The 22334-nt window shown below is 73.9% G+C and carries 27 protein-coding genes; 16 read left to right on the top strand and 11 right to left on the bottom strand.

From position 1 onward, the window contains the following. Nucleotides 1-165 precede the first annotated feature (165 nt). Nucleotides 166-1482 carry a ClC family H(+)/Cl(-) exchange transporter gene (locus tag AB0D45_RS19225; RefSeq protein ID WP_362460406.1) on the top strand — a complete coding sequence of 439 codons (1317 nt, stop codon included), beginning with the start codon at nt 166-168 and terminating at the stop codon, nt 1480-1482. A 47-nt stretch (nt 1483-1529) separates the two neighbouring features. Here the strand turns inward: AB0D45_RS19225 and rox are convergent, their stop codons facing one another. After that, nucleotides 1530-2963, bottom strand: coding sequence for a rifampin monooxygenase (rox, locus tag AB0D45_RS19230; protein WP_362460566.1), 1434 nt, complete (start codon nt 2961-2963; stop codon nt 1530-1532). A gap of 348 nt (nt 2964-3311) precedes the next feature. On the opposite strand from rox, the gene AB0D45_RS19235 reads away from it, so the two are divergent. Both AB0D45_RS19235 and AB0D45_RS19240 read left to right on the top strand, forming a co-directional pair. Beyond that, entirely contained in the window at nt 3312-3665 is a 354-nt protein-coding gene (locus AB0D45_RS19235; protein ID WP_361611300.1) for a hypothetical protein, read from the top strand. Nucleotides 3666-3791: 126 nt separating this feature from the next. Then, nucleotides 3792-4190, top strand: coding sequence for a nuclear transport factor 2 family protein (locus AB0D45_RS19240; protein ID WP_362460409.1), 399 nt, complete (start codon nt 3792-3794; stop codon nt 4188-4190). Nucleotides 4191-4200: 10 nt separating this feature from the next. Here the strand turns inward: AB0D45_RS19240 and AB0D45_RS19245 are convergent, their stop codons facing one another. Then, nucleotides 4201-4875: a MerR family transcriptional regulator gene (locus AB0D45_RS19245; protein ID WP_361611458.1), complete on the bottom strand. Its 675-nt coding sequence runs from the start codon at nt 4873-4875 to the stop codon at nt 4201-4203. Between the two features lie 155 nt (nt 4876-5030). Between AB0D45_RS19245 and AB0D45_RS19250 the strand changes: the two genes are divergently transcribed. From AB0D45_RS19250 to AB0D45_RS19265, 4 genes are all read left to right on the top strand, one after another. Then, nucleotides 5031-6443: a YhgE/Pip family protein gene (locus AB0D45_RS19250; protein WP_362460412.1), complete on the top strand. Its 1413-nt coding sequence runs from the start codon at nt 5031-5033 to the stop codon at nt 6441-6443. A 222-nt stretch (nt 6444-6665) separates the two neighbouring features. Further along, nucleotides 6666-7529 (top strand): DUF4389 domain-containing protein, encoded by an 864-nt coding sequence (locus AB0D45_RS19255; RefSeq protein ID WP_362460415.1) that lies wholly within the window; start codon nt 6666-6668, stop codon nt 7527-7529. A gap of 342 nt (nt 7530-7871) precedes the next feature. Continuing rightward, nucleotides 7872-8231 carry a subtilase-type protease inhibitor gene (locus AB0D45_RS19260; RefSeq protein ID WP_362460418.1) on the top strand — a complete coding sequence of 120 codons (360 nt, stop codon included), beginning with the start codon at nt 7872-7874 and terminating at the stop codon, nt 8229-8231. A 96-nt stretch (nt 8232-8327) separates the two neighbouring features. Beyond that, nucleotides 8328-9236 (top strand): Rieske (2Fe-2S) protein, encoded by a 909-nt coding sequence (locus AB0D45_RS19265; RefSeq protein WP_362460421.1) that lies wholly within the window; start codon nt 8328-8330, stop codon nt 9234-9236. A gap of 45 nt (nt 9237-9281) precedes the next feature. On the opposite strand, the gene puuE is transcribed toward AB0D45_RS19265, so the two are convergent. Together puuE and AB0D45_RS19275 are read right to left on the bottom strand one after the other, a co-directional pair. Then, nucleotides 9282-10190 carry an allantoinase PuuE gene (puuE, locus tag AB0D45_RS19270; protein WP_361611246.1) on the bottom strand — a complete coding sequence of 303 codons (909 nt, stop codon included), beginning with the start codon at nt 10188-10190 and terminating at the stop codon, nt 9282-9284. A gap of 26 nt (nt 10191-10216) precedes the next feature. Next, on the bottom strand, nt 10217-10789 hold the full coding sequence (locus tag AB0D45_RS19275) for a TetR family transcriptional regulator (RefSeq protein ID WP_362460424.1): 573 nt from the start codon (nt 10787-10789) through the stop codon (nt 10217-10219). A 145-nt stretch (nt 10790-10934) separates the two neighbouring features. Here AB0D45_RS19275 and AB0D45_RS19280 point away from each other — a divergent pair, with 145 nt between their 5' ends. The 3 genes from AB0D45_RS19280 (at nt 10935) to AB0D45_RS19290 (ending at nt 12622) form a co-directional block, all read left to right on the top strand. After that, nucleotides 10935-11726, top strand: coding sequence for an SDR family oxidoreductase (locus AB0D45_RS19280; protein WP_362460426.1), 792 nt, complete (start codon nt 10935-10937; stop codon nt 11724-11726). 264 nt (nt 11727-11990) lie between these two features. Next, nucleotides 11991-12287, top strand: coding sequence for a hypothetical protein (locus AB0D45_RS19285; RefSeq protein ID WP_362460429.1), 297 nt, complete (start codon nt 11991-11993; stop codon nt 12285-12287). Between the two features lie 173 nt (nt 12288-12460). Then, nucleotides 12461-12622 carry a hydrophobic protein gene (locus AB0D45_RS19290; RefSeq protein WP_362460432.1) on the top strand — a complete coding sequence of 54 codons (162 nt, stop codon included), beginning with the start codon at nt 12461-12463 and terminating at the stop codon, nt 12620-12622. A 164-nt stretch (nt 12623-12786) separates the two neighbouring features. Here AB0D45_RS19290 and AB0D45_RS19295 read toward each other — a convergent pair whose 3' ends face one another. Both AB0D45_RS19295 and AB0D45_RS19300 read right to left on the bottom strand, forming a co-directional pair. Continuing rightward, nucleotides 12787-13248 carry a C40 family peptidase gene (locus AB0D45_RS19295; protein ID WP_362460434.1) on the bottom strand — a complete coding sequence of 154 codons (462 nt, stop codon included), beginning with the start codon at nt 13246-13248 and terminating at the stop codon, nt 12787-12789. Between the two features lie 437 nt (nt 13249-13685). Further along, complete coding sequence (locus AB0D45_RS19300) at nt 13686-13958, bottom strand: WhiB family transcriptional regulator (RefSeq protein ID WP_361611486.1); 273 nt, start codon at nt 13956-13958, stop codon at nt 13686-13688. Nucleotides 13959-14099: 141 nt separating this feature from the next. Between AB0D45_RS19300 and AB0D45_RS19305 the strand changes: the two genes are divergently transcribed. After that, a complete protein-coding gene (locus AB0D45_RS19305) occupies nt 14100-14222 on the top strand; it encodes a hypothetical protein (protein ID WP_362460437.1) in 123 nt (40 codons plus the stop codon). 436 nt (nt 14223-14658) lie between these two features. Further along, complete coding sequence (locus AB0D45_RS19310) at nt 14659-15636, top strand: helix-turn-helix domain-containing protein (RefSeq protein WP_362460440.1); 978 nt, start codon at nt 14659-14661, stop codon at nt 15634-15636. Here the strand turns inward: AB0D45_RS19310 and AB0D45_RS19315 are convergent. Then, entirely contained in the window at nt 15597-16028 is a 432-nt protein-coding gene (locus AB0D45_RS19315) for a hypothetical protein (RefSeq protein ID WP_362460443.1), read from the bottom strand. The two genes, AB0D45_RS19310 and AB0D45_RS19315, sit on opposite strands and share 40 nt — an antisense overlap. 176 nt (nt 16029-16204) lie before the next feature. Here AB0D45_RS19315 and AB0D45_RS19320 point away from each other — a divergent pair, with 176 nt between their 5' ends. The 3 genes from AB0D45_RS19320 (at nt 16205) to AB0D45_RS19330 (ending at nt 18931) form a co-directional block, all read left to right on the top strand. Continuing rightward, the gene (locus tag AB0D45_RS19320) at nt 16205-16573 is read left to right on the top strand and encodes a PRC-barrel domain-containing protein (RefSeq protein ID WP_361611540.1); all 369 of its coding nucleotides are present in this window, start codon (nt 16205-16207) and stop codon (nt 16571-16573) included. 22 nt (nt 16574-16595) lie between these two features. Further along, nucleotides 16596-16787 (top strand): hypothetical protein, encoded by a 192-nt coding sequence (locus AB0D45_RS19325; protein WP_362460446.1) that lies wholly within the window; start codon nt 16596-16598, stop codon nt 16785-16787. A gap of 416 nt (nt 16788-17203) precedes the next feature. Further along, nucleotides 17204-18931 (top strand): SpoIIE family protein phosphatase, encoded by a 1728-nt coding sequence (locus AB0D45_RS19330; RefSeq protein WP_362460449.1) that lies wholly within the window; start codon nt 17204-17206, stop codon nt 18929-18931. A 28-nt stretch (nt 18932-18959) separates the two neighbouring features. On the opposite strand, the gene AB0D45_RS19335 is transcribed toward AB0D45_RS19330, so the two are convergent. The 4 genes from AB0D45_RS19335 to AB0D45_RS19350 form a co-directional block, all read right to left on the bottom strand. Beyond that, on the bottom strand, nt 18960-19424 hold the full coding sequence (locus AB0D45_RS19335) for an ATP-binding protein (RefSeq protein WP_362460452.1): 465 nt from the start codon (nt 19422-19424) through the stop codon (nt 18960-18962). Between the two features lie 175 nt (nt 19425-19599). Further along, the gene (locus AB0D45_RS19340; RefSeq protein WP_362460455.1) at nt 19600-20550 is read right to left on the bottom strand and encodes a sensor histidine kinase; all 951 of its coding nucleotides are present in this window, start codon (nt 20548-20550) and stop codon (nt 19600-19602) included. Next, a complete protein-coding gene (locus AB0D45_RS19345) occupies nt 20547-20855 on the bottom strand; it encodes an STAS domain-containing protein (RefSeq protein WP_361606872.1) in 309 nt (102 codons plus the stop codon). Before AB0D45_RS19345 ends, AB0D45_RS19340 begins: the two co-directional genes overlap by 4 nt. 9 nt (nt 20856-20864) lie before the next feature. Next, nucleotides 20865-21782, bottom strand: coding sequence for a SigB/SigF/SigG family RNA polymerase sigma factor (locus AB0D45_RS19350; protein WP_362460458.1), 918 nt, complete (start codon nt 21780-21782; stop codon nt 20865-20867). Nucleotides 21783-21971: 189 nt separating this feature from the next. Between AB0D45_RS19350 and AB0D45_RS19355 the strand changes: the two genes are divergently transcribed. Continuing rightward, nucleotides 21972-22316, top strand: a complete 345-nt coding sequence (locus AB0D45_RS19355) for an STAS domain-containing protein (protein WP_361606866.1) — start codon at nt 21972-21974, stop codon at nt 22314-22316. Nucleotides 22317-22334: the final 18 nt, after the last annotated feature.

A 22334-nucleotide genomic window follows, 5' to 3' on the forward strand; every position in this document is an offset into this window, starting at 1 on the left:
CAGGTGACGGCCGCCGCCGCGCCCGGCGCGCAGGCGCGGAGCACGCGCGGGCCTTCGGCCGGTCGGGCGCCTCGCGGGCGCGGGCCCGGCGAGCTTCGCCGTGCCGCGCGCCTGCCCGGGCCAGGCTCGGACGACGTCCCGTACGGATCGGTGGGGAGGCAGCGCATGCCCGGTGCTCGGCCCGGACCCCGGCCCACGGGGTGGAGGGATCCGGACGGGTACCGCGCCTACCTCGTCGCGGTGCCCGCGGGCTGCCTGGTGGGGCTGGTCGGCGGCGCGTTCCGGTGGTGCCTGGCGCGCGCCGCCGAGCTGCGCGGCACGGTGCTGGAGGCGGCGGCCGGCCTCGGCGGCCTCAGATGGCTGATCCCGATGGCCCTCGCGGCGGCGGGCGCGGCCGCGGCCTGCCTGATCGCCGGGCGGGTCCCGCACGCGGCGGGCAGCGGGATCCAGCACGTGGAGGCCGTCTGGCGGGAGGAGGCCGACCCCCGCTCCCGCTCGCCCTGGCTGCTGCCGGCGAAGTTCCTCGGCGGGCTCCTCGCCATCGGCTCGGGCCTGGTCCTCGGCCGGGAGGGCCCGATCGTGCACATGGGGGCCTCGATCGGCGCCGAGGCGGGCCGCCTCACCCGGCTGGCCGCCGCCGACGCCCGCCGGTTGCACACCGCGCTCGGCGGCGCGGGTCTGGCCACGGCTTTCACCGCCCCCCTCGGCGGACTGCTGTTCGTCTGCGAGGAGGTGACCCGCACGGTCCGGCCCCGCCTGGTGCTCCTCACCCTCATCGGCACGGCCTCGGCGCTCGCCGTCTCCCGGTTCCTCGTCGGTGACGCCCCGGTCTTCCCGGTCCCCGGGGCACGCCTCCCCCCGGTGTGGACACTGCCCCTCTTCCTCCTGTTCGGCGCGGCCGCCGGAGCGCTGGGCGCGGCCTACAGCGGCCTCGTCGTCGGGATGCTGGCGGTGGGCGACCGGCTCACCCGGGTGCCGCCCGTGGCCCGGGCCGCCCTCATCGGGGCCGTGGTCGGCCTGCTCATGGCGTACGACCCGCTGCTGGGCGGGGGCGGTGACCCGCTGAGCGAGGGACTGCTCGCCGGGGCGAGCCCCGCCGTGGCGGTGCTCGCGGGATACCTCGCCGTCCGGTTCCTGGCGGGTCCGCTCAGCTACGCGGCCGCCACCCCCGGCGGGCTGTTCGCTCCGCTGCTCGCCGTGGGAGCGCTGTGGGGGGCCCTCGCGCACGCCGTCACCGCACCGCTGCTGCCGGCGGATCCGATCGGCCCGGGCGCCTTCGCGGCCGTCGGGATGGCCGCCCTGTTCGCCGGCGTCGTGCGGGCGCCGCTCACGGGTGTCGTCCTGGTCGTGGAGATGACCGGGGCGACCGCGCTCGTCCTCCCCCTGCTGGTCGCCTGCTTCGCCGCGGTCCTGACCGCCGACCGGCTGGAGAGCGAGCCCATCTACGACAGCCTGCGGCGGCGGATGCTGGAACGGCCCTGAATCCGGCGGAGGCGGCCGCTCCCGGCATCCGCCGTCGCGGGGACGCGTCACGCGCGGGCGGAGGCGGCCCCGAACCACCGCGGCAGCGCCCCGAGCAGCTCCCGCTGGTCCTCGCCGGCCCACGCGACGTGCCCGTCCGGGCGCAACAGCACGCCGGGGACGTCGAGTTCCCCGCTGACGTCGACGACGTGGTCGACCCGGTCCGCCCAGCCCGCCGCCGAGAGCCGGTCGGTCTGGTCGAGCAGCAGCCCGCGGCCGCGGTGCATCAGCCCGTAGAGGCGCCCCCGCTTCAGCCGCACGTCCCGCAGCCGCCTGCCGAGCAGTTCATGGCCCTCGCCGAGGTCGTAGCGGATCCCGATCGCGGTGATCTTCTCGATCAGGTGCCGGTTCACCTCCTCGAAGTCCATCAGTTCCGCGAGCAGCCGGCGCACCGCCCGGGGGCCGGGCTCGGTGGACATCAGCTCCATCTGCGCGCGGGTGTTGTCCAGTACGTCGGCCGCCACCGGGTGCCGCTCGGCGTGGTAGCTGTCCAGGAGCCCGTCCGGCGCCCAGCCGGCCACCGCGGCGGCGAGCTTCCACCCGAGGTTGAACGCGTCCTGGAGGCCCAGGTTGAGCCCCTGCCCGCCGGTGGGCGGGTGGATGTGCGCCGCGTCGCCGGCCAGCAGCACCCGGCCGACGCGATAGCGCTCGGCCAGCCGCGTCGCGTCGCCGAAGCGGGAGATCCAGCGCGGCGCGTGCACACCGAAGTCGGTGCCGGCGTACGCCCGCAACTGCTGCCTGAGCTCGTCCAGGGACGGCGGGACCGAGCGGTCCTCGGCCACTCCCTCGGCGGGCACGATGACGCGGTACACCCCGTCCCCCTCGGGGATGGCGCCGAACCGCGGCTGGGTCCTGCGGACTTCGGCCACCACGGCGGCCAGCTCCTGCGGTGACGCGGTCAGCTCCACGTCGGCCAACAGCGTCTCGTTCCTGCTGGGTTCGCCGGGGAAGCCCACGTTGAGCAGCTTGCGCACCGTGCTGCGGCCGCCGTCGCAGCCCACGAGGTAGCGCGAGCGCAGCCGTGTGCCGTCGGCCAGTCGGACGTCCACCCCGTCCTCGTCCTGGGTCAGTCCGGCCAGTTCGCAGCCGCGCCGGACCTCGACGCCGAGTCCGCGGGCGTGCTCGGCCAGCAGCTCTTCGGTGACCGCCTGGGGGATGGCGAGGACGTACGCGTGCGTGGTGTCCAGCCCCGTCGGCCAGGCCCCGCCGATGCCGGCGAAGAAGCCGCCGACCGTGAACCGCTCACCGCGTGCGAGGAAGCGTTCCGCCAGGCCGCGCTGGTCCATCAACTCGATGCTGCGCGCGTGCAGACCGCGCGCACGGGCATGGCCGGCGGGCTCCGTCTCCTTCTCCAGTACGAGCACGCGCACTCCGTGCAGCCGGAGTTCGGCGGCCAGCATCAAACCGGTCGGGCCGCCGCCGGCAACGATCACGTCCATCATGAAAACGCCCATTTCAGCAGGTTCTGGATTCGGCCGCTCATTCTGCGGGGCGAACGGGGTCTTGCCGCAAGGCCCCCCGTGCGCTATATGTTGAGAGTGGCAAGGAGTGGGCGACTCCTTGCCTTTGTCTTTTGTCTTTGTCTTTTCCGCCGTCCGCTGCCTCCGGGTGCAGTGGCGTTTCACCGGGTGAAGGCGCTCGCCCGCCCGGGTGAGTTGGCGGCCCAGGGCCTGTCCGGGCCCCGCCGCCGGTCGTTACAACCGGATCGTGATCAGGCCCACCCCCGCGGGTGCGGCTGACACCGCCGCCTGCCGGCGTTCCCCGAGTAGCGACAGAAAGACGGCCTTTCCATGAACGATCGCCTGCGGTACCTCGCCGCGACCCTGGCCACCGGCGCCGCCCTGGCGCTCACCGCCGCGACCCCCGCCGACGCGCGTCCCGGTGCCGTCGACAGCCAGTGCGGCCAGTACATCTGCGTGATGACCGCCCACCACAACCGCTTCGTCCAGGACATCACCGTCCGGACCCGCGACGGCCTGCCCGGCACGCTGCGCTCCTACTGGGGCAACTACCACAGCACGAAGGTCAACGCGGCCTCCCACCGGTGGGTGGTGGGCTACGAGCAGGCCGGGTCCAAGCTGGTGTGCGGTGGCCTGGAGCGCGACGGCCGGTCCATCGAGGACGGCATCTGCGTCACCATCTGACCCCGCCGCAGCCCCCCCGGGTGCCGCCGGCCCGGCCCTCCGGGGCTCCGGCGGCACCGCCGCGCCCCGCAGCGCCGCGCGTGTCGGCCGCCGCGCCGGCCCGTACCGCGGGTGCAAGATGACGGCATGAGCGACCGCGACGACTTCCTGCTGTGGGTCAGGACCGATCTGTACGAGGCGGAACGCGCGCTGCACAACGGCGACGCGGCTGCCCGCCGGGCGCTGTGGTCGCACGACGAGCCGGTGAGCGTCCTGGGGGCGTGGCGCAACGCGGTCGGCCGGCAGGAGCTCGACGCGTTGTTCACCGCCCTGGAGGGAAGCTTCTCCGACTGCACGTCGTACGCGTTCGAACTACTGGCGTACGACGTGGTGGGTGACATGGCCTACACGGCCGGCCTCGAACACACCTCCGCCTCCGTCGACGGAGAGCCGCGCACCTACACCCTGCGGGCCACCCAGGTCTACCGCCGGGAACAGGGCGCGTGGCGGGTGGCCCATCGCCACGGCGACACCGTGGCCGGGTGAGGGCGACGGCTCAGCAGGGGGCGGCGGCGGTGCCCGTGCCGTCGTCCGCGATGCGGCGCCGGACCTGGTCCTCCTGGGCGAGGCGGCGCAGCAGTTCGAACACCGGGGCGCAGATCGCGAAGACGATGACCGCCCGCTCCGCCAGGGCCACCGGGTCGTCGAGGCAGGACGCGCGCTCGAGGTCCAGCCGGGCCACCGACTCGGCCAGCCGCGCGTAGGCGGCGAGCTCGCCCGGGGCGTACTGGGCGTCCAGCCGGCGCAATTCCCTGAGGGCCGCCGTCAGCCCCTGCACGTGCGGTGACGTGGCCGGCGCCCGCCAGTCCAGTGCCGCGAGCAGCTCCGCCACCTCCGCCCCGGCCGTCTCCTCCGCCTCGTCCTCCCCCTCGCCGTCCTCCGGGCCGTGGGAGGCCACCGGGACCGGGAGCGCGTAGCTGATCGCCCCGAGGGCGCCCTCGGTGCTGTGCGCCTGGTCGACGGCGCCGAGCACCTCCCGGGTGGCGGCGATGGACAGGCCGCCCAGCGTGGTCAGCGCCTTGATCAGCCGCAGCCGCTCCGCGTGCTCCTCCCCGTACTCGGCCAGGGTCGCGGCGGTGGCCCGTCCCGCGGGCAACAGCCCTTGCCGCCGGAAGTACTTGATGCTGGCGACCGGCACCCCGGTGCGCCGGCTGAGCTCCGAGATCTTCATACGGCTTCCCTGCTGGTCGTGCGGCCGGTACCCGTCATCGGCGATTGGACACCACCACAAGATACTGCCAGTATCCAGCATTGGATACCAGAAGTATCCAGTCCAGGAATCGCAGCCGCACCGGAGAATCGATGCCTCACCCCACGCCACCCTCCGTGCTCCGCCGACCCCAGCTGTGGATCGGTACGGGACTCATCGCCGCAGTGGTCTCGATGGTGTTCGCCCTGCTCTACGTGGGCGGCAACGTCAACCCCAGAGGAAACCTGCGCGACCTGCCGGTGGCCCTGGTCAACGCCGACACCGGCGCCGACGCGGGCGGCCGCCGCGTCAACCTCGGCGAGCAGGTCGTCGCCGGGATCGAGAAGGCCGCCCAGGGCGACAAGAGCATCGACTGGCAGCTCGTCAGCCGCGAGGAGGCCGACAAGCGGCTGGGCCGGGGCAAGGTCTTCGGCGCCCTCGTCATCCCGCGGGACTTCTCCGCCACGGTGACCGCGCTCGCCGCCCCGCAGCCGCCCGCCGGCAAGCCCGCACCGCCGGTCCTGACCGTCCTGACCAACCAGGCCGCCGGCAGCATAGGCTCCTCCATGTCCTCCCAGGCGGCCCAGAAGGCCGCCCACGCCGCGTCCGCGCAGATCGGCCAGCAGCTCCTCCAGCAGGCCGCCGCCCAGAAGACCCCGCTGCCGACGGCCGCCCAGCTCAAGCTGGCCGACCCGGTGACGGTCACCGTCGCCGACGGCCACCCCGTCGGCTCCCGCAGCGCCATGGGCCTGAGCGCCTTCTACTACGCGCTGGTCCTCATCGTCTGCGGCATGCTCGGCGCCAACGTGGTCAACTCCCAGGTCGACACCGCGCTCGGCTACGTGCACACCGACTTCGGCCCCTTCCGCAAGCGGGAACCCGTCCAGCACACCAGCCGCGTCCGCACCCTGGCGATCGGCATGGCGCTCATGCTCGGCCTGTCCGTGGTCATGGGCACCCTGGTGGAGGTCGCCACGGTCGCCGTGCTCGACATGGACGCCTCCCACCTGGGCCTGCTGTGGCTGTACTCGGTCGCCACCATCGCGGTCGTCGGCATCGGCAGCCTGGCCCTGTTCGCCGCCTTCGGCACCCCCGGCATGCTGCTCGCCACCATCGTGTTCATCGCGATGGCCGTCCCCTCCTCCGGCGCCACGGTGCCGCTCCAGGCGCTGCCGGGCTTCTTCCGGGCCCTCGCCGAGTTCGAGCCGCTGCGCCAGATCACCGAGGGGCTGCGCTCCCTGCTCTACTACGGGGCCCAGGCAGACGCGGGCCTGACCCGGGCCTGGTCCGCGATGGGGGTCGCCTTCGTCGCCGCGCTGGCCTTCGGCTTCGCCGTCACCCGCCTGTACGACGTCAGGGGACTGCACCGCATCCCCCACCCCGCCGCCGCCGGATCCGCGGCCCCCGCCGCCACCGGGCTCGCCGCCGGGTCGACCGCCGCCGGGTCCCCGGAGTCCGCCCCCGCCGACGAGGCCCCCGCCGAGGCCGCGACGGCCGGCGACGCTCCGGAGGCCGCGTCCGCCGAGGCCGAGGCGCCCTCCAAGGCCTGAGGCCGGCTGGGCCGGGCCGGGCCGCAACGGTCCGCCCGGCCCCGCCGCGCGGCCCTTCAGGGCAACGAGCGGCCCCCTCCAGCCGGGGTCCTTGGAATGGCGGGTTCCGCGCGGTACCCCTGGCAGGGCGTACGCGCGGAACCCGCCGGTTCCACGGCCACGAGCCGCCCGGACGTCCGGCGGGGTCACGGTCCGCGCGCCCCCCGACGGCTGGAGCGCCCGATGACCACAGGCTGGACCCCCCGCCCGCCCGACGCCGGGCAGCCCCGCGGTGAGCACCTGCCGGAGCTCGACGTCCCGCCGCCCGGCCGGCAGCGGCGCTGGACGGTCCTGCTGCGGCTGCTGTTGCTGCTGCCGCAGCTGATCGTCACCGCCCTCCTCGGGGTCGCCGCCTTCTTCGTGACGATCGCCGGCTGGTTCGCCGCCCTGGTGCGGGGCCGGCTGCCCGACGGGGTCGCCCGGTTCCTCGGCCTGTTCCTCGCGTACGAGACCCGGGTCACCGCCGCGGCGATGCTGCTGGTGGACCGGTACCCGCCGTTCTCCTTCGAGGCGCCCGGCCACCCGGTCCGCATCGAGCTGCGCCCCGGTGAGCTGAACCGGTCGGCCGTGCTGTTCCGCATCGTCCTGATGATCCCGGCGGTGATCGTCACCACCCTCCTGCAGTACGGCTGGGCCGCCGTCTGTTGGGTGTTCTGGCTGATCACGCTGGTGCTGGGGCGCATGCCCCCGGCCGTCTTCGGCGCCGTCGCCGCCGTGGCCCGGTACCGGATGCGCTACCAGGCGTACACGATGATGCTGACCTCCGCCTACCCCAAGGGCCTGTTCGGCGACGCCCCGCCCGCCGTCGGCCTCTCCGCCCCGGCCGTGCCCTCCGGTACGCGCCCCCTGGTCCTCGGTACGCCGGCGAAGGCGCTGATCGTGCTGATCCTCGTCCTGGGCATCGTCGTCGCGTGCGCGTCCCCGGCGGTCCGGGTGCGGGACGACCACCGGGACGACCGGTACGGCTCCTCCCACGCCCCCACCGCCCCCGCGGCCCCGCCCGCCGCGCTGGAAGGCCCGGCAAGCGCACCGATCCGGACAAGCTGAGTGACCTTCAGGTGAACACGGGCCGCTGGACGCCAGGTCAGCGGTACGCGTCCGGCTGGCCACGCACCGTTCCGCCCGGGTTTCGGGGCGGCCGGGGGAGCGGCGCATGCCGCGTGAGCTGCCCGAACAGCCCTTCGGTATCCGATAGTCGGACGTGTTGTCCGTAAAACGGCCATCGACCTGCATCCCACCTTCACATCCGACAGACTCGGACGCGTCGGAGCCAGACAACGCAAGTAATTGTCGCGCTCAACCTTCGTATCGAAAGTGAGTCCTGTCGTGCGTTACCGCTTCGCTGCCGTCCCCGCCGCCGCCCTCCTGTGCCTGGGAGGTGCCACCGGTATGGCGGAGGCAAAGCCCGCCAGCCTGTACGCCCCGTCCGCCATGGTCTTCTCCGTCGCCCAGGGCGACGACGCCTCGGGCACGGTCCTGCGCGCCGCCACCCTCAGCTGCATGCCGTCCGCGCAGGGCACCCACCCCGACCCCCAGGCCGCCTGTACCGCCCTGAAGGCCACCGGCGGCAGCTTCGACCGGCTGCTCGCCGCCCCGGACGTGAACCGCGCCTGCCCGATGCACTACGCGCCCGTGACCGTCACCGCGGAAGGCGTCTGGCAGGGCAGCCGGGTCAGCTGGAAGCACACCTTCTCCAACAGCTGCGCCATGGCCGCGACCGTCAACGGCAACGCCGTCTTCGCGTTCTGATGCCCCGGACCCCGGCGGCCGTCCCGGGCGGCGGCCTCCGGGGCCGCCGCCACGGCCCCGGGCGGTAGAGCGCGGACTTCCGGGTAGACGCCGCGCATGACCAGTCAACCCCTGACCCGATCCGCCTCCCCCGCCTGGTCGCAAGGCCTGCTCACCGGTCTGGAACGGCTGGAGGAGTGGTCCGCGGCCGACCGCCTCGCGTCCGTGGTGCGCCGGGCCGTGCGCGCCGTCCCGCTGGGCCGGGGCCGCGACGTCCTGCACGGCCTCCCGCTCGGACACCCGCTGCACCCCCTGCTCGTGCAGGTCCCCCTCGGCGCCTGGCTCTCGGCCGCCGTGCTGGACTGCATGCCCGGCCGGCGGGGGGAGCAGCAGGTGCTGATCGGCGTCGGTCTCGCGGCGGCGGCCCCGGCCGCGGTGGCCGGCTGGGCGGACTGGGCGGAGCTGCCGCCGGAGCAGGCGCGGGTGGGACTCGTCCACGCGGCGGCGAACCTGGCGGGCGTGTCCTTCTACGCCGCCTCCCTCACCGCCCGTCTGCGCGGGAGGCAGCTGCGCGGCCGGCTCCTCGCGGCGGCCGGCCTCGCCTCGGTCGGGATCGGCGGCGCCCTCGGCGGACACCTCGCCTACCGTCAGGCGGCCGGCGCCAACCACGCGGAGGCGGTGCCCCACCTGGTCCCGCAGGGCTGGATCAGGATCGGCGCCGTCGCCGACTTCCCCGTGGGCCGGCCGGTACGGGTCGTGGTGGCCGGCGTGGAGGTGCTGGTGGTGCGGCAGACCGGCGGCGAGATCCACGGGCTGGCCGGCCGCTGCTCCCACATGGCCGGGCCCCTGTTCGAGGGGGACATCGAGGACGGCTGCGTCCGCTGCCCCTGGCACGGGAGCGTCTTCCGGCTGTCGGACGGCTGGAACGTGCGCGGCCCCGCGACCGCGCCGCAGCCCTCCTTCGAATGCCGCACGGTCGACGGCCAGGTCGAGGCCCGCCTGCGGCGCCGGCACCCGCAGGAGTGACCGCGGAGAACGGGCGCGCCGGCGGCCGGCGCCGGGGGGCGCGGGTCAGCGCCCCGGCGGGTGCGCGGTCGCCCAGTGGCGTGCGATCTGTTCCCGGGTGGCGATCCACGCTCCGCCGCGCCGCGCGACGTGCTCCAGGAAGCCGTCCAGCGCGCGGATGCGGCCGGGCCGGCCGATGATCCGGCAGTGCAGGCCCACGCTCATCATGCGCGGGCGGTCGGCCCCCTCGGCGTGGAGCGCGTCGAAGGTGTCCACGAGGTAGGCCAGCATGTCGTCGGCGGTGGTGAAGCCGTGGACGATCAGGAACTTGAAGTCGTTCGCGTCGAGGCTGTACGGCACGACGAGGTGCGGCCGGCCGGCCGCCTCCACGTAGAACGGGAGGTCGTCGGAGTAGTCGTCCGAGTCGTAGAGGAACCCGCCCTCCTCGACGACGAGGCGCCGCGTGCGGGGGCTCGTCCGGCCGGTGTACCAGCCGACGGGCCGACGGCCCACGAGACGCTCGATCGTCGCGACGCAACGGCGGACGTCGGCGCGCTCGGTGTCCTCGGGTACGTGGCGGTAGTCGATCCAGCGCCAGCCGTGGCCCGCCACCTCCCACCCGGCGGCGCCCATCGCCCGCGCCGCCTCCGGGTTCCGCTCGAGCGCCTGCCCCACGGCGTGGACGGTGACCGGCGCGGCGTGCCGCGCGAGAGTGCGGTGGACGCGCCAGAAGCCGGCGCGCGAGCCGTAGGCGAACATCGACTCGACGTTCAGCTCGCGCCCGCCGACCACCGGCGGCGCGCCCACGATCTCATGGAGGTAGCCCTCGGAGGCGGGGTCGCCCTCGAGGACGTTCTGCTCGCCGCCCTCCTCGTAGTTGAGGACGAGGCTGACGGCGACGCGGGCGCCGCCCGGCCAGGCGGCGTGCGGGGGCTCGGCGCCGTAGCCGACGAGATCGCGCTGGTGCTCGGACACGGGCCGCACCCTATCGGGAGCGGGGGCTACGGGGCCTGCGGCGCGGTGAGCTGCGTGAGGACCAGCAGGGTGTCGACGAGGTCCTCGGCCGGGGCGCCGGTGGCCAGGCGGCGCAACTGCTGCCCGAAGACCAGGGCGACGGCCACGCCCGCCAGGCGCTCGGGGTCCGGAACGCCGAGCTGGGCCAGGATCCGGGCGGCCAGCAGGTCGTAGGCGGCGAAGCACTCGGCGGCGGCGGCGCGCAGCCGCTCGTCCCGGCCGGCCTGGACGTAGAGCTCGAAGGGCGCGATGTGCCGGCTGTCGAAGGCGTTGCCACCCGCCACCCGCGCCACCACCTCGGCCGCCTGCCCGATGTCGAAGCGCTCGTCGGCGCACGCGTCCGCGAGCTCCGTGAAGTGCCGGGTCTCCTCGGCCACGAAGTGCAGCAGGCTCTCGCGGAGCAGCTCGTGCTGGGTGGCGAAGTGGTAGGTGACGGAGCCGAGGGAGACCGCGGCCTCCTTGGCGATCCGCCGGTTGGTGAGAGCGGCGATCCCGTCCTGCCCGATGATCCGCAGCACGGCGTCGACGATGCGCTGGCGGGTGTCGGAAGCATGGGGCATGACGGCATTCTGCCCCATCGGCCGCCGCGGCCCTCCGCCCGCCCCCGGCAGGGGAGTTGGTGCGTCCGCGGTGTGGACAAGGCACGGAGCGATCCCTACTGTTCGTTCGAACGAACAGTTGAGGGACGCCGCACGGGAGTCATTCATGGACATATCCGGATCACACGTTCTGCTCACCGGAGCCACCGGCGGCATCGGCTCCGCCCTCGCGGCGCGCCTGACCGCCGAGGGAGCCCGCCTCACGGTCACCGGGCGCAGGGAGGAGGCCCTCAAGACGACCGCCGACGCATACGGCGCCAGGACCGTCGTTGCCGATCTGGCGGTCCGGGCCGACGTGGTCCGGCTGGCCGAGACCTGCGCCGACGCCGACGTCCTCGTCGCGAACGCCGCCCTGCCCGCCAGCGGCGACCTGCTGGACTACACCGAGGAGCAGCTGGACCGGGCCCTCGACGTCAACCTGCGCGCGCCCGTCCTGCTGTCCCGGCTCCTCGCCGAGCACATGGCCACCCGCGGCCGCGGCCACATCGTGCTGGTCGGCTCCATCTCCGGCAAGGCCGCGACCAGGTCGACCTCCCTCTACAACGCGACCAAGTTCGGGCTGCGCGGATTCGCCCTCGCCCTGCGCCAGGAGCTGCGGGGCACGGGCGTGGGCGTCTCCCTCGTCCAGCCCGGCTTCGTCCGCGACGCCGGGATGTTCGCGGCGACGGGAGCCACCCCGCCGAGCGGGATCAGGACCGTGACGCCCGCGCAGGTCGCCGACGGCGTCGTACGGGCCGTCCGGCGCGACCGGTGCGAGATCAACGTCGCGCCGCTCGAACTGCGGCTGCTCAGCGCCGTCGCAGGGCAGTTCCCCGGCTTCGCCGAGCGGGTCCAGGCCCGGGCCGGCCTCGATGGCTCCGTGCGACAGATCGTCGAGGCCCAGCGCTCGCACCGGTAGACGGCGGCGGTCCCGCACCGCCGGGCGGGACCGCCGCTGCCCCTTCCCCCCACCGCTCCGCCCGCCTCCCGGCGGCCGCGCCGCACACGGACGCCTCCCGCGCCGCCCCGACGTGAACGGAGAGCGCGACTGTGCCGAGCGAACACCCCCGAAGCTCCAACTGGTCGCCCTCACCCACCCGGTGTGGTTCTCCTCCGCCCAACTGCCCCCGTACGACGTCGAGCAGCGCGCGCTCTTCCACACCGAGCGCCACCCCGACGGTTCGTGGAGCGGCATGCGCCCCCGCCGGGCCCCGCCGACGCCGCTTCGTTCACGGGCGTCCAGTGCGCCGCGGCCGGCATGGCGGACGGCTCCGTCGTGGTGCTCGGCATCGCGCCCGACAACGGCCCGTGGTTTACCGTCGCACGGGTCCGGTACGGCATCAGGAGGCCGGACGGCTCCTGGACCCTGTTCGCGCAGGTACCCGGCCCGAACGGGCGCGACCCCTTCCCCGCGGGCCAGGTCCGCGTCACCGCACTGCGGGACGGCACCACGCACGTGACGGCCGTCAGCGCCGGGTAGCGGCCTGCGCCGGGATCCGCCGCGTCACGGAACCAGGGTCCTTCGGCCCCCATTCACCGGCGGCCGGGGGGAATTGCGGGCGGGGCGGGAAGCGTCCGACGGAGTGACGATTCGTCGGCGCCGTGCATGGGGGCGGGGCTCCCGGGCATACGGCTTCTCGGAGGTTGATAAACATGGTTCCCCTGCTTCTGGTACTTCTGCTCGCGCTGATTCTCTTCGGTGCGGGTTTCGCGATCAAGATTCTGTGGTGGGTCGCTCTGGCGGTCCTGGTCCTCTGGCTGGTCGGCTTCGTCGCGCGGCCGAGCGGCAGCAGCGGGCGGTGGTACCGCTGGTAGGGCGGCGCAGAGCCCCGTAGACGAATTCGGAGAATGACCCCGGCCCGGGGGCCGCACCGACGCGGCCCCCGGGCTTTCGGGGATGCCCGCCGTTCGCCGGCCGTGGTTCGCCGGTCGGGTTTCGCTGTTTCACCGGTCGTCGGTGTCGGCCTGTTCGCGGCCGCTCAATTGGCCCGGCTGTAGCGGGCGGTGCCGGTCCAGATGCGCTCGAGCCGCACACGGGTACCGGGTTTGGGGGCGTGCCAGATCTTGTTGTGCCCCGCATAGATGCCGACGTGGCCCATGGTGCCCCCTGTGGGGAAGAAGACCAGGTCGCCGGGTGCGCGCTGGGTGCGCGGGATGTGCAGGGTGCTCTCGTACTGGGCCGCCGCGGTGCGGGGAAGGGCCCGGCCGGCCTTGCGGAAGGCGTAGAGGGTCAGTCCTGAGCAGTCGAATTCGTTGGGCCCTGTGGCGCCGTAGACGTAAGGGGAGCCTTTCTTGGATGCCGCGATGGCAACGGCCTTTATGCCGTAGAGCGAAGCGGCCTGCGCCGGGCTGGCGGGCGTGAACAGGGCGGCGGCCACGGAGATCGCGAGGAACAAAGCGGGGGAGCGATGGCTCTCGGGGCGTTTTTTTGTTTTCGGCAATCGTGATACCTGCGCATTCGATACAGGAACAAGACCATGACGGTGACTGTTCTCGGTGACTGCGTAACGGCTCCCGACGACCGCCCATTTTGCACGAAGTGTCCACCTGCGAGGCGTCGGACACGGCAGGAATTATCTCGGTTGGGTAAACCGGCCGGAGATCATGTGCCCACCCGGACAGGCCATTCGCCCGTTCGGCGCCCCACCTCTGTCGAGGCCCGGTGAAAGGCTCCGGCCGGCTGGGGAGGGACGCTTTTGTGAGCGAACTACCGCTTCCGTCATGGTCGTTGCCGACTCGAATGGATTAACGCCCGGCCACGGACCCACCCTTGCCACCTGCCGGTGCGAGAAGTCCCCGGCCGCAGAGAAGAGGGGCCCGCCGGACCGGCAGACCCCTCCTCGCGACCGCCCGCGCCGCCGCAGACCGCAGGCATGGCCTAGCCGACGGTCTGGAGCCGGCGTCGCTCCGGGGCGGTCAAACCGCCCCACACGCCGTAGGACTCACCCATCAGCAGCGCGTGCCGCAGGCACGCCTGGCGCACCGGGCAGGACGCGCACAACTCCTTCGCCTGCTGGTCGCGCTGCTCCCGGTCGCCGCGGGACTCGTTCCAGGGGCCGAAGAACCGCTCCGACTCCACCCCCCGGCACGCGGCGTGGAACTGCCAGGCCCAGTGCTCGAGCACAGGGCGGAGGCGGGGAGGCTTCGGCATGGGTCGCTCCTTCAGCGTCGGTATCCGTACCGGTGTCAGGAGCACGTCTGTTCCCACCCGTTCGGATCAAACCTGCCACTCGGCCCCGGACGGCCGCCCGCCGGCTGTGTCACCTCTCCGCACGGGGGCATGCGCGCCTGTATGACATCGAACACGACCGCGGTGCTCGCCTGGGCCGCGCCATCCGGACCCGTGTGGCTGCACCTGCTGGTGATGGCCTTCGCCGTGCTCGTCCTGGTGACCACGCTGACCAGGCACCGGTAGCCCTCCGTGCTGTTCCTGGCGCTGCTCATCCCACCCCTGCTGCTGTGCGCCGTCCTCGGGCTCGGCCGCTACGAGGAGCGCATGCTGGGCCCGGCGGCAAGCGCTGCGGCCCCGCCCCGGCAGGGTGCCGGGCCCCCGCACCCCGTGCCGGATCCCCCGACGGACCGCGGAGCGTCCGGAGAGCCGAAGCCGGCCCTGCCCCGGGGCAGGCACCGGCGCCACCCGGCCACCCCGTCGGCGGCCCCCGCCGCCGCTCCCGTCCCACACCGGGGCCGGGCGGCTGACGGGCACAGGACGGCGGCCCCCCGGCGGGGAAGACGGCGGTACGGGGCCGGACAGCAGGGCCGGGCGCATCTGCCCGCCCGCGGTCCGGCGTACGCTGAAGCCGCGCTGCTCCTCCGTGCCGCGCCCGCCGCGGAACAGGGGGACCCTCGCCGTGCGACAGCCGCAGAACCCGGGTCCAGCCGGCACGCCCGCCTTCCGGACCACCGATGTCGACGAGGCCCGGGACTGGCTGAAGGCCGCGTACGGGACGAGCCTGCGCATCAAGGCGCCCGAGCCCCGCAGCCCCTTCCGGTACTCCCGCGCCAGCGCCGGCCCCGTGTCGCTCAGCACCCTCTCCCTGCCGACGGACTACTCCTACGCGACCGGAGCCCTCGGCGCCGTGGCCGTCACCCATGTGGTCGGCGGCCGTATGGCCCGGGAATGCGCGGACGACGTCACGGAAGCCGGCCCCGGCGACGTCCTGGCGATCTCACAGCCCCATCTGCCCTACGCCGGTCGGGTGTACGCGGCCGAGCTGCGGGCCGTGACGGTACCGGTCGCCCTCGTGGAGGAACTCGCGGGCCGCCCGCCCGGGCAGGCCGCCCGTCCACTGCGCTTCCTCCGCTTCACCCCCGTCTCCCCGGCCATGGCCGGCCAGTGGAAGAGGACCGTCGACTACGTCGAGGAGAGCGTCCTGGCCCGGCCGGCGGGCGGCGAACCGCTGGTCGTCGACGCCGTCGCCAGGATGCTCGCCGCGACCGTCCTGGCCGCCTTCCCCACCGATGCCCGGCCCGATCCCGTCCTCGCGGACACCCGGGACGCGACGCCGGACGCCGTCCGCCGGGCCGTCGCCTTCATCGAGTCCCGGCCGGCCGGCGAAATCGGCCTGGCCGAGATGGCCACGGCCGCCGGCGTCACCCCGCGAGCCCTCCAGTACGCCTTCCGGCGCCACCTCGGCACGACGCCGATGGCCTACCTGCGCCGCGTGCGGCTGGCCCTGGCCCATGCCGACCTGGTCGCCGCGGACCCCTCCCGGGACACGGTCGCGGCCATCGCCGGCCGGTGGGGCTTCCACCACCAGGGCCGGTTCTCTGCGGCCTACCGGGCTGCCTACGGCGTCGCTCCCCGGCACACCCTCGGCCGGTCCTGAGGAGTCAGCCCCTCGCCCCCGGCCCCCGCACCTGCCGGAGCCGGCCCGGGCAGGACGGCCAGCAGGTGCTCCCCGCTCGCCCGGACCTCCAGGCCCGCTTCGCGCAGGGTCACGGCGAGGGCCGTCCGAAGTGCCGTGTGCAGGCCCGTCAGCGAGGTGAACCGGCTCAGGTCCTCCTCGTGGCCGTGGACCTGGACGGCCGGCCGCAGCACCTCACGGGCGACCCAGCCGACCATGACCCCCTCGGCGGCGGCCCACACCCGCAGGCCCTCCCCCTCCCGCGACGACGTGTCGAAGCCGGCCAGGGCCAGGACGCGCCGGACCCGCTCGCAGTCGTCGCCGCCACCTTCCTCCGGGGGTTCGGCGGTCGGTACGGACTGTGTGGGAGGCATGCCTCCTACTTCAGCCGCCCCCGGCCCGCGGCGAAAGCCGCTCGGCGAACGGATCCGCGCCCGAAAGCCGGAAAACGAAGCACATGCCCGATGCGCCCGTGTGAGAACCGACATGCGGGGCAGGCGGGCTGTCACGCAAGACGACAACACCATCCGAGCTGAAAGGACCACTCTTCATGACCGAGAACGCGTGGGGCTACCGCGAGACGTCCGGCCGGCTGCAGGGCGCGGACCTGAGCGGCTTCAAGGTCGAGGCCGTCGACGGCAGCATCGGCAAGGTCGACAAGCACTCCGACGAGGCCGGCTCCGCCTACATCGTGGTCGACACCGGCCCCTGGATCTTCGGCAAGGAGGTCCTCCTGCCGGCCGGCACCGTCTCGCGGATCGACGTGGACGAGGAGAAGATCTACGTGGACCGGACGAAGGAGCAGATCAAGAACGCCCCCGAGTTCCACCGCGAGAAGCACCTCGGGGACGCCGGCTACCACGACGAACTGGCCGCCTACTACAAGGCCGGTGGCGCCTTCGGCGGCCGCCCCCTCTGAACCGCCCCAAGGAGCACCGCAGATGAGCGAGCACAAGAAGCACCAGGTGACGACCCCGCCCTCGAAGGCACCGGGGGAGAGCGGCGACCGCGCGGCACGCAAGGAAGCCGAGGACGCCGTCATCCCCGGCAGCGAGGACGGGGAGGCGGGCGACGCCCTGACCCCGAACACCGACGCACAGCGCCGTACGGCGGGCCGCGACCGCCGGCGGTGACAGGTTCGGCTGTGGCTCCCCGGCGCCTGGAAAAGGCGCCGGGGAGCCACAGCCGTGTCCGGGCCCCCGCCCGTCGGGTAGCGGCCCCCGCGAGAAGGCGCGTACTGGGGCGGACGCGGACAGGCATGCGAACAGGCATGCGGACATGGCCATGCGGTGGCCGCACGCCGTTCCGGGGGGAAGGAGGACGGAGTGCGGCCACCGCTCTCGGGGGTTGCCACACCGCTCAAAGGGGCAACGCACCGACATCCCGCGTGTGTCCTCTCCCCGGGATTCCAAACCCCCCGGTTCAGGGCCGGTCGGCGGAACCCGACGTGCGCGCCCCGGCGGCGGCTTGCAGCATGGCCCTGTGCCCCCACCGGACGACGCGGCAGACCCGCGCCGTCCGGACGATCCAGCCGGAAGGCAGGCCCGTCATGAGTCCCGCCGTTCCCGAGGACCCCGAGGGACTCAAACTGCTCATCGCGCGCGAGGTGGCCGCGCTGCGCGCCGCGGCGGGACGCAGCGCCGGGGTCCGGCGCGAGGAGCCCGCCCCCGACGCCGGACCCGCCCGGCCGGCGGAGCCCGCCGCCCCGGCCTGCTCCTGCGGAACCGGCCGGGACGGCCACCGGTGCGGCGACCCGGGCGGGGACCAGGACCCCTGGGCCTGCGTGTGCGCCACCCTGCCCGCCATCCCCGTCTCCGCCGCCCTCCTCGCCCCCGTCGAGGACGACGGCGGCCGTACGGTCGACTTCGTCGTCCGCGCCGGAAACCACGTCCGGTCCGCCGAATGGCTCGACGCGCCCGACCGGCAGGTCGGCCAGAGACTGCTCGCGGCCCGGCCCGGCGCCGAGGCGGGCGGCCTCCTCGCCGCGCTGACGGGCGTCCTGAGCACCGGCCACCCCCTCCGGGCCCACCCGGTCGACTACACCGAATGGCGGGCTGGCCGGCTGCACCGTACGACCCTGCTCTACGACGCCGCGTCCTGCGGCGGGCAGGTGCTCGCGACCTGGCGGCCGGCGCACGTGCACACCGAGCTGATGTCCCTGGAAGCCCAGTACATCGCCTCGATGGGATGGGCCCACTTCGACCTGCTGGCCGGAACCACCACCTGGTCCGACGGCCTCTGCGCGATCTTCCGTACCGGACCCGACGGCCGGATGACCCTCACGGACCTGTGCGACGCGGTGCTGGCCGAGGACGTGACCCGCTTCGGCCTGCTGCTGAGGGAACTCTTCGACGGCGAGGAGCCGTCCGGCACCGACATCCGCTTCAACGTCCACGGCGACGTCCGCACCCTGCACGTGGTGGGGCGCCCGGTGATCGACACCCACGGGCTGCCCTGGGCGTTCTACCTGATCGCCCGCGACCTGACCCCGCAGGTCCGCAGCAGGGAGCGGCTCGCCGCCAGCCGGCGGCAGACCGAGCGGCTCCGCGAGGAGGCGGCCGCCGAGCGGCGGGTCGCCTCCGCGCTGCGCGAGGCGCTCCTGCCCACCCACTCCTCACAGATCGCCGAGCTGGGCTACGCCGTGGCGGCGGCCTACCTGCCGGCCGAGCCGGACGCCGCCGTCGGCGGTGACTGGTACAAGTGCCGGGTCCTGCCGGACGGCAGGATCCTGCTCGCCGTGGGGGACGCCTGCGGCCACGGGCTCGGCGCCGTCGCCCGGATGGCGCAGCAACGGCACGCCCTGGCGGGCCTCGCCCACGCCCCCGGTACCGACGCCGGAGACCTGACGACCTGGCTGAACGACCTGATCTGCGCCGACCCCTCCGGCGAGACGGCCACCGCCGTCATCGGGCACATCGACACCGGCCGGCGCCTCACCTGGGCCTGCGCGGGCCATCCGCCGCCGCTGCTGCTCCGGGGCAGCAGCGCGACGACCCTGGACTCCTCGCACCGGGGCCCCCTGCTGGGCCTGCTGCCGGGGGACCGGTACGCCACCGCGACGGTGGACCTGCGAGCGGGGGACGTCCTGCTGGTCTACACCGACGGCCTCGTCGAGCGGCGGGGCGAGGACCTGGGGGAGAGCATCGCCACGCTCCGTCGACGCCTGGCCACCTGCTCCGGGCTGGGCGCCCAGCACGTCCTGGACACGCTGATGGACCTCTACGGGCGGGAGGAGTTCGCGGACGACACCTGCCTCCTCGTCATCGAGGTGCGCTGAGGGCCGGGCGGGCGCGGCGGCGGCCGGCTCAGCGCTCCACGGAACGGCCGGAGACGAGCCGGGAGCCGTCGATCTCCGCCCACACCACCTTGCCGTGCGCCGAGGGCTCGGCGCCCCAGCGGTCGCAGAGGCGGTCGATGATGTTGAGTCCGTGGCCGCCCGGGACACCGCGCCGGGGGGAGAGGTCGCGGCGCGGCAGGGCCGTGGAACCGTCGAAGACCTCGATGCGCAGGGCGTCACCGCGGGTGAGGACGAGCTGGAGGCAGCCGTCCGCGTGCAGGCCGGCGTTGGTGACCAGCTCGGAGACGACGAGCAGGGTGTCCTCCGAGGTCTCCGTCCCGCCCCAGTCCCAGTCGCGCAACGCCTGGCGCGCGAAATCGCGGCCCTTCGCGACCTGGCCGCGCACACCGTCCAGCGCCAGGAGTCGGCGCTGGCCCGCTACCGCCGACTGCGGGTGCGGGGGATGGCCGGTCGGCGATCCGCTGCTCTTCACTGTGGTCTCACCCCCACCGTTTGACACGGCTTTCTTCTCGTGGCGACCGCAAGGGCCCCGGCTGTTTTCCGTCGGTTTCCAGACCGTACGTATGCCCCCGGGCCGGCCGGGGACACCCGGCGGGCCGCATCCCCGGCGACTACGAGTGCCGGGACAGTTTAAGGGGAGAGGGTCCTCAGGCGTCGGCCACGTGCAGTCTCAAGGTGAGGCCGGTGTGCGTGGCACGGATCTCCACGAGGTCGCACAGCTGGTGGATCATCCACAGGCCGCGCCCGCCGTTGGTCGAGGCGAGCGCCGGGCGGCGCCGGCCGGCCAGCGGATCGGCCAGGCGGCCGCCGTCCTGGACCTCGGCCACCACGCCCTGCCCGCCGGCGGTCCACAGCCGCAGGGTGCCCCGCCCGCCGCCGTGGGCGAGGGAGTTGGCCGCGGCCTCGCTGACGGCGAGGATGAGGTCGCCCCGCCGCCCCGGAGACAGGGACGTGTCGCGGGCCCAGGACTCGGCGAAGTCGCGCACCAGGGCGAGGTCCCCGCTCACGTAGTCGAGGCTCGCCGCTCCCGGAGCCGGTTCGGGCAGCGGGAGGTCGCAGCCGCCGCAGACGGCCGCGGCGTCGGTGTAGGCGGGACTCGGCAGCTCCCGGCCCTTCTCGATGACCGTGGGGTGCGTCCGCCGGGCGTCCGCCACGACGTCCTCGGAGAGCCCGGTCACGTCGTACGGGCACAGGATGGTGGCGTCGCGGCCCGCGAAGGCGGTGTTGATGAGGGCCTCGTGACGCGTGGCCTCCAGCACCTCGGCCGCCGTCCGGCCCGGCCAGATCGGCTCGCCGACGATCCGGGCGGGCCGACCCTCGTGCCGTTCGGCGAAGTCCCGCAGGGCGGCGAGGATGCGGCCCGGATTGCGTCCCAGCCGCGTCATGTCCACGTACTCGATGTCCGACCCGGTGCCGGCGAGGCTGTCCCGCAGCGCGTCGAGCCGGGGGCCGGGTACGGCGACCAGGACCGGCTCGTCCGATCCGAGCGCCGTACGCACGAATCCACCCACGCCGGCCAGGTACTCGTCGAGTCCCTGGTAGAAGAGTGCGGGATGGACGAAGGCCCCGGGGCCGTTGGCCGCAGGAACTGTGATCATGCTGCGACCTCCAGCGCGGCACATTCGTCCGGGAACATCTCCACTACCTTGCGGAGCGAGTATGGCGGGCTGTGGAGCAACAGGCACCTGCCCTGCCCGCGGAACGCGGCCGACGCCTGCACCAGGGCGGCCACGGCGGCCGCGTCGAGGAAGCTCACGGCCGACAGGTCGAGGTGGACCACGGGACCGGGGATCCGGCTCACGGCGGCCAGCGCCGAGCACAGCGCCGGCCGCGTGTCGAGGTCCCCGCTGCCGCTGAGGCGCGCGCCGGCACGGTCTCCCAGCGGCAGAGCTGTCAGGGCCACCACGACTCCTTAAGAGGTGAGCATTCCGGCGCGCAGCCGGCCCAGCGTACGCGAAAGCAGCCGGGACACCTGCATCTGCGAGATGCCGAGTTCGGCCCCGATCTCGGCCTGGGTCTTCTCCTGGCCGAACCGCATGCTCAGGATCAGCCGGTCCCGCGGCTCCAGTTCCCGCAGCAGCGGGGCGAGGGTGTGGAAGTCCTCGAAGAGCTCCATGGCCGGATCCGTGTCACCGATCTTCTCGGCGAGCGCCCGGGCGGGGCGCCCGGATCCCTGGGCCTCGTCCGCCTCGGCGGTGTCCAGGGAGCCGCTGGTGTAGCCGTTCGCGGCGACCAGGCCGTCGATCACCTCGTCCTCCGAAAGACCGAGGTGCTGGGCGACCTCCTTGACCGTCGGGGCCCGGTTCAGGGTGTCGGTGAGGGTCTCCTGGGCCTTGGCGAGCTCGGTGCGCAGCTCCTGGAGGCGGCGCGGCACGTGGACGGCCCAGGTGGTGTCGCGGAAGTGCCGCTTGATCTCACCGGTGATGTACGGGAGCGCGAGGGTGGAGAACTCCACTTCGCGGTCCGGGTCGTACCGGTCGATGGCCTTGATCAGGCCGATGGTCCCGACCTGGATGATGTCGTCCATGTCGACCCCGCCCCCGGCCGCCCGGGCGCGGAACCGGCGGGCGGCGAACTGCACGAGGGAGAGATTCATCTCGATCAGGGTGTTGCGGGCGTACTGGTACTCCCGCGTCCCCTCCTCCAGGGTGCGCAACCTCCCGAAGAACAGCCGGGACAACTCCCTGGCGTCCGTGGGCGAGACCTCCCTCGCCTGTTCCACCCGCGGGAGCCGGGCTTCCGCCGACGGCTCTTCCACGGCCGGAGCACAGGCCGGAGCCTGGTGGTCCGTCGCACGATCGGGGCTTACGACTGCGGCCGAACGAGGCATGGTGGCCGTTCCCTCCCTGTAGTCGATGGCTGCAGCCGCGCTTCTGCCCCGGGATCGGGACCGTAATCCTGCGGGACGCGAAAGATTTCACCCGCAGGGCGTGCCGGGCGACGGGGGCGTCGTCGTCGGGTGATCGAGCATGCATACTCCATTCCGGAACCCGTACAGGTGAGATCCGGGGAGGCGGACATGACCGGAGCAGAGGACGTGCAGGGCGACGGCGTGGTCGAGGGCAGCTACCCGGCCGGGCCGGGGTGGGTCGTCGCGGCACGCGGAGAACTGGACCAGGACACACTGGCCTCCCTGGAGGAGGCCCTGACCGCCGCGGCGGACCGGCACCGGACGGTGATCCTGGACGCGAGCGCCATCACGTTCGGCGACTCCTCCTTCCTCAACCTGCTGCTGCGGGTGCACCGCATGACCGGGCTGCGGATCGCCGCTCCCGGCGAGCAGTTGCGCCGCCTGTTCGCCCTGACCGGGGCGGATACGGTCCTGTCGCTGCACAGTGACGTTCATGACGCCCTGGGTGCGTGAGGGCCGTGGGGTACCGCC

The sequence above is a fragment of the Streptomyces sp. NPDC048352 genome (assembly GCF_040651895.1).
GTDB lineage: Bacteria > Actinomycetota > Actinomycetes > Streptomycetales > Streptomycetaceae > Streptomyces.

Bases quoted from the DNA above. Each gene is read 5' to 3' on its own strand.
- AB0D45_RS19325 (WP_362460446.1), top strand. From the start codon at position 16,596: ATGAGCGAGCACAAGAAGCACCAGGTGACGACCCCGCCCTCGAAGGCA.
- AB0D45_RS19300 (WP_361611486.1), bottom strand. From the start codon at position 13,958: ATGCCGAAGCCTCCCCGCCTCCGCCCTGTGCTCGAGCACTGGGCCTGG.
- AB0D45_RS19355 (WP_361606866.1), top strand. From the start codon at position 21,972: ATGACCGGAGCAGAGGACGTGCAGGGCGACGGCGTGGTCGAGGGCAGC.
- AB0D45_RS19315 (WP_362460443.1), bottom strand. From the start codon at position 16,028: ATGCCTCCCACACAGTCCGTACCGACCGCCGAACCCCCGGAGGAAGGT.
- AB0D45_RS19350 (WP_362460458.1), bottom strand. From the start codon at position 21,782: ATGCCTCGTTCGGCCGCAGTCGTAAGCCCCGATCGTGCGACGGACCAC.
- AB0D45_RS19265 (WP_362460421.1), top strand. From the start codon at position 8,328: ATGACCAGTCAACCCCTGACCCGATCCGCCTCCCCCGCCTGGTCGCAA.
- AB0D45_RS19245 (WP_361611458.1), bottom strand. From the start codon at position 4,875: ATGAAGATCTCGGAGCTCAGCCGGCGCACCGGGGTGCCGGTCGCCAGC.
- AB0D45_RS19305 (WP_362460437.1), top strand. From the start codon at position 14,100: ATGACATCGAACACGACCGCGGTGCTCGCCTGGGCCGCGCCATCCGGA.
- AB0D45_RS19225 (WP_362460406.1), top strand. From the start codon at position 166: ATGCCCGGTGCTCGGCCCGGACCCCGGCCCACGGGGTGGAGGGATCCG.
- AB0D45_RS19290 (WP_362460432.1), top strand. From the start codon at position 12,461: ATGGTTCCCCTGCTTCTGGTACTTCTGCTCGCGCTGATTCTCTTCGGT.
- AB0D45_RS19255 (WP_362460415.1), top strand. From the start codon at position 6,666: ATGACCACAGGCTGGACCCCCCGCCCGCCCGACGCCGGGCAGCCCCGC.
- AB0D45_RS19280 (WP_362460426.1), top strand. From the start codon at position 10,935: ATGGACATATCCGGATCACACGTTCTGCTCACCGGAGCCACCGGCGGC.
- AB0D45_RS19240 (WP_362460409.1), top strand. From the start codon at position 3,792: ATGAGCGACCGCGACGACTTCCTGCTGTGGGTCAGGACCGATCTGTAC.
- AB0D45_RS19330 (WP_362460449.1), top strand. From the start codon at position 17,204: ATGAGTCCCGCCGTTCCCGAGGACCCCGAGGGACTCAAACTGCTCATC.
- AB0D45_RS19320 (WP_361611540.1), top strand. From the start codon at position 16,205: ATGACCGAGAACGCGTGGGGCTACCGCGAGACGTCCGGCCGGCTGCAG.
- AB0D45_RS19235 (WP_361611300.1), top strand. From the start codon at position 3,312: ATGAACGATCGCCTGCGGTACCTCGCCGCGACCCTGGCCACCGGCGCC.
- rox (WP_362460566.1), bottom strand. From the start codon at position 2,963: ATGATGGACGTGATCGTTGCCGGCGGCGGCCCGACCGGTTTGATGCTG.
- AB0D45_RS19340 (WP_362460455.1), bottom strand. From the start codon at position 20,550: ATGATCACAGTTCCTGCGGCCAACGGCCCCGGGGCCTTCGTCCATCCC.
- AB0D45_RS19275 (WP_362460424.1), bottom strand. From the start codon at position 10,789: ATGCCCCATGCTTCCGACACCCGCCAGCGCATCGTCGACGCCGTGCTG.
- AB0D45_RS19260 (WP_362460418.1), top strand. From the start codon at position 7,872: ATGGCGGAGGCAAAGCCCGCCAGCCTGTACGCCCCGTCCGCCATGGTC.